Origin of the sequence: Natronomonas sp. (assembly GCF_046483325.1) — an archaeon.
Lineage (GTDB): Archaea > Halobacteriota > Halobacteria > Halobacteriales > Haloarculaceae > Natronomonas.
The window spans coordinates 49,339-57,479 of sequence record NZ_JAWODL010000026.1 but is presented as its reverse complement, the minus strand read 5'-3'; the positions used below and the strand labels follow the sequence as shown (position 1 = coordinate 57,479).

The following is an 8,141-nucleotide window of genomic DNA, read 5'->3' as shown; positions in this document are numbered from 1 at the left end:
CGCACGTATCTTGCAGTCCAGCGGCGAAAAGAAACGTCACACGACTCTGTGACATCCTCTCACGGTGAACGACGGGGTTTCCCACGAGCGGAGGCTTGCTGGTCTGGAAGAGTTACACCTTCACCTCCCCGAAAGAATATTTACAGTGCTACGCTACCGTCACCCTCTCTCCCGTCGTGAGACGGGACGGGATTCAGGGGTAGCTCTTGCTTTCTGTACCCTGTTCGTCCGATGGAAGGGGTGTCTTCGGCGACGAACGGGCGACTCCAGGTATTGTCTCAGTAGCAGAGGGTGGATAGCCCGCCTCGGTCGGCGTCCAGTACGCCATAGAACCGCTTAGAAGTTACGTGCGGGTGCTGTATCACCTGCGCTGAACCGCGAGGTTGTAGCGCCCTCGCACGATAGATAAGCGTATTTCTCAACACAGGACTCTGGTGGATCGCTGGACAGCGCCGTCTTGATCCCTTAGAACTAGACAGTAGGGGCCCGAAACGGCGGATGATCCTTGTCCGAGACCTCCCGTTTCAGTGGGAAAGTGGTGACGTTGGGTAAAATTGCTGTTGATGGCCGAAACGAATCAGCCGCCCGGCGGGGTGGCGGTGGATTCGCTCACTGCGCCGTCGTTTCGCTGTGTACCGTCTGCGGATTTACCCAGAGAAATCTTACTCACGCACGGAAAGGAAATTCCGAGTGCGGGCACGGATCGTGATGGACTGGGCGGTGACGAGGAAATGCACACGGTCGGAACGGATCCACTGTCCCGCGGTACCGCAGGAGACGGTGTTCCGGACGGGATCGAAGTATTGCTTAGCACTGCTCCGAGGAACTGGCGGCCGCCGCATGAACTTCCTCCAGCGGTACATCGTCGAAGGCGAATGATCCCCTGGAACGATGACGACCGGCCGAAAGAGCATTACTCATCGAACGTCAATGAACGAACACGCGCCATTAGTCCCCGGCCGAGTCGCCCGTCAGGGCAGCGATGATCGCACGGAGAACCCAGGCGTGTGACACTACCCGCCGACGCGGTCTACGCCGCTTCGGCACCCGGCGACGCCTTGGGCGTCGCCCGCCTCGACGGCTGACACCGTCTCGGCAATCGGTCGCGCCTTGGGCGCGACCCGCCCGGCACGAGGGTTAGCCGACCGACCACGGCACGCTGCTTGGAGTGAGGTCGGACGTTAGTGTTCCGGGCGTATAATTTCGATATGAAGCGGTTCGAAATCCTTCGCGGTGTTCGAAAGTAGAACTATATCATTTTCAGCACATTATCCCAGTAGCTCCGCATCGTTTGTGTGCTCTCCGAACGGATCTTTTGCCTGCTCGACGTTGTGACCACGCTCTTGAAGAACCCGTTCGGACACTCGTCCTGCGTGTTCATCCAAAAGAATTCGGGCACCCGTCACTTCACGGTCTCTTTCGGCTCGAGCGACGTTTCGCGAACTTCGTCGAACGCCGCTTCGTTCGCCTGTTCGTACTCGCGCATCTCCGCTACGTGTTCGTAATAATGCGAGAGGGCCTCGTAGACGGCAGCGAGAGACACGTCGCACTGATCCGCCACGGCTGCGGGGGATTGGCCACCTTCGATCACACAAGCGGCGACATGACGAACGCCGATACGGGTGCCCTCAATCCGTGGCTCGCCGCCGAGCACATCTTCGTCACGGGTGATCGTCGTATCCGGAGATACGGTATCTGCTTGTTTATATCTTTTCGGGCAAAGGAGAAAAGAGTGAATATCATCGTGACCAGCCGACTGTATCGGCGATTTTATTTCCGAACGTTGCTTACTTCCGTTTCACCGAGCCTGCTGGTAGTTTCTCGCCCGGTAGTTCGGGACGTGTATTTTGAACACTCGACTGACATTATTTTCGGGTGATACGTATACTCTGCTTGCAGAAGTGATTCCGACGATGCCACTCGATTACAACGACTGTGGCGTCAACGACTGGGGAGCGCGTTCAGACGGTGGGCAGGCACATCACCTCGAAGCTATACGGCTCTAAGCGATGCCTCGGCGAGACACGAACAGACCGACTGGCCGTCCCCAGCGACTCGTCGAACGGGCGAACTTTCGAGCTGCTGGGGTTTATCTCATCCAAGCCGACGAACTCCGATTTGCAAGATTCAAGAGAATTCGTCGTTTCCGTGACGCACCCTCTCAAGGAGAACCACTATTATAGAGTCACGAATGAATTCAATTATGTGGTTTCGATCTATCCATTTTGCGTACTTTCATCAACTACTCCCACTCGAACCGCCACTTCCGATCGACGTACTCGTCGTCCTCGCCGTCCTCACCGTTACGCTCGTCCTCTTCGTACTCCAACCGGTTCCCATCGACGCCACGGCGATCGCGCTCATGGTCGCGTTGATTATCTTAGGACCGTGGACAGGGGTTTCCCTCGAGGAAGGTGTCTCCGGGTTCTCGAATCCGGCGACGCTCACCGTACTGGCGATGTTTATCCTGAGTGAGGGGGTCAGACAGACCGGCGTGATTCAAATCCTCACTCGCCGAATGGAGTCGTTCGCGGGTGATAGCGAGACCCGTCAGCTCCTAGCGGTCGTCGGGCTCGCCGGCCCCCCGGCAGGCTTCGTGAACAACACGCCCATCGTAGCCATCTTGATTCCCGCAGTGATGAACCTCGCCCGGAGGAGCAATACGTCACCATCGAAGCTCCTCATCCCGCTCTCGTTTGCCGCGATGCTCGGTGGAACCCTCACAGTCATCGGGTCCTCGACGAATCTTCTCGCAAGCGACGTCTGGGCGCAGGTCGGCGGGCCAAATGCCCAGCCGTTCTCGCTCTTCGAGTTCACACAGCTCGGCGTTATCGTCCTGGCCGTCGGCATCGTCTATCTACTCACCATCGGTCGCTATCTCACCCCGGCGCGGATTCGAGCTAGCGACTCGTCAACCGACGAGTTCGGAATGGCGGATTACTTGACCGAAGTCGTCGTCTTGGAGGATTCAGCTGTGGTCGGCTCGCAGGTTCGAGAGATCCGTGATAAAGACCTCGACTTGGACGTGTTTCAACTCATGCGTAACGGGCAGACGATTGTTCACGGGCTCCAACGCGAACGGATCCGCGCTGGCGACATCCTGTCGGTACGGGCGGATCAGAAGACTCTTATGCAGGTTATCGAGGACGAAAACCTCAAACTCCTCCCCGAGGTGCTCGAAGACGCCGAGAGTGGTGACGAACCGCTTCCGACCGGATTCAAACCGCAACAGCGTGCGTGGAACCCGACGAGTCCAAGTACACCGTCGGACGAGTCGAACTCGGAGGGGGACGGAGAGGACAAGGACACGGCTGAAGAGGTTTCGGATGCCGAGAGTGCTCTCACGGAGATCGTGTTGCTGCCGCGGCCGTGGGCGAGCAGACAAATTAGCGCCCCGGACTTCGAGCGGGAGAACGACCTGACCGTGCTGGCGGTTCGGCGCGGTAACGAGGTGATTAGACAGCGGCTTCGAGACGTGAGCCTTCAGTCGGGCGATGTTCTCCTCGTCCAAGCAAACGAGGACAGCGTGGCGCGCCTGCGCGCTGACCGGAACATCGTCGTGTCCGGGGAGGGACAGTGGGAGGAGTTCGACCGGTCGAAGATCCCCATTGGTATCGGCATCATCGCCGGCGTCGTGGGGTTGGCTGCACTGGAAATTCTACCTATCGTAGTGAGCGCGTTGACCGGCGTCGTCGCCATGTTCTTTACCCGGCTTCTTCGACCGGCGGACGCCTACGAGGCAGTTGACTGGGACGTCATCTTCCTCCTCGCAGGAGTTATTCCTCTGGGTATCGCGGTCGAGGCCTCCGGGACTTCGGACTTGCTGGCGGACGGGATCACGGTTGCCAGCGTCCTGCTACCCCCAATTGCTCTCCTCGGTCTGTTTTACCTCGGAACGGCGCTAATTACCGAAGTCGTAAGTAATGCCGCCAGCGTCGTGTTGATGCTTCCAATCGCAGTCGATGTCGCCACGCGTCTCGACGCCAATGCCTTCGCATTCGCGCTTGCAGTTACGTTCGCCGCCAGCACCCCGTTGCTTACGCCCGTCGGATACCAGACGAACCTGATGGTGTATGGGCCAGGGGGCTACAAGTTCACTGATTTCGCTCGCGTCGGTGCTCCGCTCCAACTGGTTCTCACAGTGGTTACCACTCTCGGGATAGCGTTTTTTTGGGGGCTGTGAGCCCGACACGAATCAGTGTGACACGATGTCGCGTCTAGGCCCGCACGGCTAGACGCTTGCCAGACGGTGACGAAGAGACCCCATCGAGTACGGATCAACAGACTGTCCGAGGAGTCGATGGACCGGACGGTTATCCGAAATGATAACAATACAATTACAAAAGAGAAGACGGGTGAACGTACTCCGCTCAACGATGTGGGAGAGCATATACGTCGAGGACTCATCTCGTGTGTGGCCGACGCTGAACGAAACGAACACCGCGCTACGGACGCCCTCGACAGCGAGTAGATTCTCATGGCCTCGAGTTCCTAACCAGCAGATACCTCGTGTTTCCTTTTCACTGAGCCTATTAGTAGGTGCTCGCCCGGTAGCGTTCCGGACGTACATGTTAGGTATAGCATTGAAATTATTCAGAAATAATATAAATCACATCAGATCTGATCTCTTCTTGAGGGGGTATGTTCTCGTAATCATCTATCCCGTTCGATCCTGGGGAACTGGTCGACGAGGACGGATGGGGAGTGACGTCTGCCGGAAGTACTGTACGTCCGTCAAATTCGGATACCCCTGCTGCATACGACGTGCGTATGCGGCAATCGCGCTGTCGGGGAGCGACGACGGGGTCGACTTCCCGGTCAGCAGATGACTCGCTGAACATCCAACGCGGTCGCCCGACGAACCACTGCATCGACCGGATCAGCGACGGCCGAGAGGTTGTCCGAGTCGCTGTCGAGCACCAACAGCGCGGCCCGTCGATTTGGTTCGATGACGCCACGGTCGAGGCCGACTGCCTCGGCTCCTGCGGTTGTGGCCATCCGAAGCACCGTCCGCGAGGGGAGATCAAACGTCTTCGCGGTGTACTCCATCTCACGAAACATCGACGGCGCGTTTAGCATCACGTTATCCGTTCCGAGCGCAACGTCGGTATACTCAAGCAGGGTCTCGATCGGAGGCCGGCCAACCCCGAGGACGCGGTTTGCGCGGGGACAGACCGCGATGGGGACGTCCTGATCGGCGGCCCGTTTGAGGTGGGCGGCTTCGGCGTGAACCATATGGACCAGCAGGTCTGGCTCCAAATCCAGCGCCGGGTGAATATCGGTAGCGTCCGGCTCGCCGGCGTGGATGGCGAACGGAACCCCGCGCTCCCTGGCGGTCGCCCGTCTGGTGACGAAATCGTCGTCGTTCGCGCCACTGGCACCGAACCCGTCGGCCACGTCCAGAACCGCGGGGTCGTCGCTTCCGAACACGAAGGCCTCGATATCGAGGCCCTCGGCGGCCGCACGTAGCGCCCGGGCACCCTCGATACCGAATTCCCGGAAGTCGAGAAACGCCCCGGTGCCAGTTCGCTGCATAAAGCGGAGTGTCCGGTGCATCTCGCCGATTCTCGTCTCGTGGTCAGCAGCCGCCAGCCGGCGGTGTTTCAGGCTGTCGGGCGGAACCACCGACTCTTCCAAGCCGAGTCCGATGGCCGCCTCCTTGGCGACCGAATCACCAACGTGGGTGTGTGCGTTCACGAACGCCGGCAGGACGATGCGGCTCGAGGTGGCGTTACGCTCGGTTATCTCCTCGACGGCCGTAATACGACCCTCTTTCATGACGACCCGACCGTGAATCGGCTCGAACGACCGGCCGGCGAGGACGGTTCCCTCAATCTCCTCCATGGGATAACCATGGGTGCGAGGAGTATATGAGTCTCGTGACAACACAGGGGTCGGCCGGCGCCGCGCTCTCTCAATCAGGTTGAGAAAGGTGCTGAACACGCCCTCTGTATCGGCCACGGCTTAATGACAGTCACTGAGTAGATCGAAACGACACTGCTGCATACAAAACACGAATGCGTCACCGAGACTACGAACGACCACAGCATTATTCGGCTTGCTTCCCTAATACGTAGGGCTGGCAGACACTCAAAACGGACGAGAGAAGCAAGTAGACGACGAGAACCGACCCGGAGACGAAGTTCCGGACTCGCCTCCCGAGTGCCACCGTCGCGGCTGCACCGAGAGGGCGACGTTTGTCGTCCTCAAACGATATCAGGAAGAAACCGGGCACGGTGCCGTTGAAGCAGAGGCGGTTCTCTGTAAAGAGCATGCCGACGAAGAGAGTCCCACGAATCTTGATGGCAGTTACGCGGATTACGTGTTCCGTGTCGAGCCCCTCCAAGAGCCGCTGGAGATGGACACAGCATGAGCAAACGGATGTAGTTCGACCACGACTGTCGTGCTGAACCCAGCCTATATATAGGGCACGCCGTTTCTGTCACTTGCTGTAAGCCTCCAACGGCGTCCCGATCATACGCTAGTAGTATCACCGAACCCAAAACGGGATACAAGTATGAGCATTTAATTCGATGAAATCGACAGACGAATTATTTGCCGTCTCACAGAGAATGCGCGGCATATATCCGCTCCGCAGATCGCTAAAGAGGTTGGTGTCTCGGCTCCAACGAGTCGGAACGAATTCGTCGGCTCGAAGACGAGGGAATCACCGAAGGGTATCACGCCCAGATCGATCAGGAGAAACTGGATTGGCGATTGACCGATTTCTTTTTATCCACGGCGCTGGGAATCGACATCGGAAGACGAAGGTCTGTTCCATCTGGAGCGTGTCCAACCGTCTGTTCAGTTTGGTCCCGACTGGCCGGAGACCACGTCACCAGTAACAGGAATTGCTGATCGGCATGACGATACCGATCTGATTGCACTCCCAGTCGATGACGACGCTCCGATCGCGCCAAAAACGGTTCAGAAAGAGACCGAGTACCGATATACCACGGAAAGTTTGTTGCTCATCTCGATCGATGAAGAAGACGGAACACGAGCGAGCGCCCCTGGGAGTAACACGGAGAGTCTATCCGGTGACGCAGTGATACTCTTTTTTCCGGACGGGGATCGCAGATGACACCCTTTTTGCGTTCAGCGAATGAATTATCATCGCTGGTACGAACGTGCTGTTGAATACAAAGATTATTTGATCTGCCGGGTGAAGTGTAGGTATGTCTATTGGATCACGTCTTTCGGTACGGCTCGCTGACTTCGGGTCACGGTCGATCATCACACACGCTCTTATGGGACTCGGCTTCGTCGGCGCGGTCATCTCCGGACTGTTCGTTGAAGGTCAATTAGGAGTGATCTCCATGGTCGCGTTCATCAATTTCACCGCAGGACTGTGGATCTGCCAGTCGATCCATTCACTCGGTAACGCCGCGACCGACAGCGAATATAATGGCGTGTTGCTGGAGGTACTCAACCGTGTCTGAACCGGGTATCGACTTTGGTCGGTTCGGCCGCACGTTGGTGTTGATCAGCTTCGTGACTGCAGTTTTTCTGATACTTACCGCCGATCGACTCGGGGGGGAAATATTCCGAATCGGTGCTTTTGCGATCGGGACGGTGGCCGTTGTCACTGCCATCGTTGGGTTTTTGATTGCCGCCGGGAGCGCTATCGAGGCCTGAGTTTCTCCTCACCGTGAACAATCGGACGTACCCTCGAAGTCCGATAACGCATCAGGTATCCCAACGATCAAATTTTCAAGATCGTATATGTCACGGGGAAATTAATTCGAGGGAGTGACGATGCTCTCCCCCCAGAATTCAGCTGCCGATCCTGATAACCTCTGGATCGATTGAACCGTGCAAAATTCAAGCCACGTCTCTTGCACAGGGGATTTATGGCCCTTCCGACCCAATATCATTTATGGGTAATTCTGATGAAAGCCCGTCGAGGGGTATAGCGAAGGGAATAGACGAGAGTGGACTGGGACCGGCCGCGCTAGCTTCGATCGGTTCGGTCGCTCTAGCCCTGTACTACTATTACGTCCGTGGCGAGGAACAACGGGGGCAGTTCGTCGGTCTATGGCCGATGACGATCCTGGGGATGGCGACATACCTCAAACTGGAGCAGATAAGAAAACAGCTCGAAGAAACCGACGAATAAGTGGGTGGACACCACGGTTCGC

The 8,141-nt window shown here is 57.4% G+C and carries 7 protein-coding genes and 1 pseudogene; 6 read left to right on the top strand and 2 right to left on the bottom strand.

Annotated elements, in window-relative coordinates:
• Positions 1-505: 505 nt before the first annotated feature.
• Positions 506-666 (top strand): annotated as a pseudogene (locus R6U53_RS08865) (IS5/IS1182 family transposase); the annotation flags it as partial.
• A 736-nt stretch (positions 667-1,402) separates the two neighbouring features.
• Here the strand turns inward: R6U53_RS08865 and R6U53_RS08860 are convergent.
• On the bottom strand, positions 1,403-1,672 hold the full coding sequence (locus R6U53_RS08860) for a DUF433 domain-containing protein (protein ID WP_410322005.1): 270 nt from the start codon (positions 1,670-1,672) through the stop codon (positions 1,403-1,405).
• A 531-nt stretch (positions 1,673-2,203) separates the two neighbouring features.
• On the opposite strand from R6U53_RS08860, the gene R6U53_RS08855 reads away from it, so the two are divergent.
• A complete protein-coding gene (locus R6U53_RS08855) occupies positions 2,204-4,183 on the top strand; it encodes an SLC13 family permease (RefSeq protein ID WP_410322002.1) in 1,980 nt (659 codons plus the stop codon).
• Between the two features lie 635 nt (positions 4,184-4,818).
• On the opposite strand, the gene R6U53_RS08850 is transcribed toward R6U53_RS08855, so the two are convergent.
• The gene (locus R6U53_RS08850; RefSeq protein ID WP_410322001.1) at positions 4,819-5,844 is read right to left on the bottom strand and encodes an amidohydrolase family protein; all 1,026 of its coding nucleotides are present in this window, start codon (positions 5,842-5,844) and stop codon (positions 4,819-4,821) included.
• A 235-nt stretch (positions 5,845-6,079) separates the two neighbouring features.
• Here R6U53_RS08850 and R6U53_RS08845 point away from each other — a divergent pair, with 235 nt between their 5' ends.
• The 4 genes from R6U53_RS08845 (at position 6,080) to R6U53_RS08830 (ending at position 8,119) form a co-directional block, all read left to right on the top strand.
• Positions 6,080-6,373: a hypothetical protein gene (locus tag R6U53_RS08845; protein WP_410322004.1), complete on the top strand. Its 294-nt coding sequence runs from the start codon at positions 6,080-6,082 to the stop codon at positions 6,371-6,373.
• Between the two features lie 165 nt (positions 6,374-6,538).
• A complete protein-coding gene (locus R6U53_RS08840; protein ID WP_410322003.1) occupies positions 6,539-6,721 on the top strand; it encodes a winged helix-turn-helix transcriptional regulator in 183 nt (60 codons plus the stop codon).
• 457 nt (positions 6,722-7,178) lie between these two features.
• Entirely contained in the window at positions 7,179-7,442 is a 264-nt protein-coding gene (locus tag R6U53_RS08835; protein ID WP_410322000.1) for a hypothetical protein, read from the top strand.
• Positions 7,443-7,879: 437 nt separating this feature from the next.
• On the top strand, positions 7,880-8,119 hold the full coding sequence (locus tag R6U53_RS08830) for a hypothetical protein (RefSeq protein WP_410321999.1): 240 nt from the start codon (positions 7,880-7,882) through the stop codon (positions 8,117-8,119).
• The last annotated feature ends 22 nt before the right edge of the window (positions 8,120-8,141 follow it).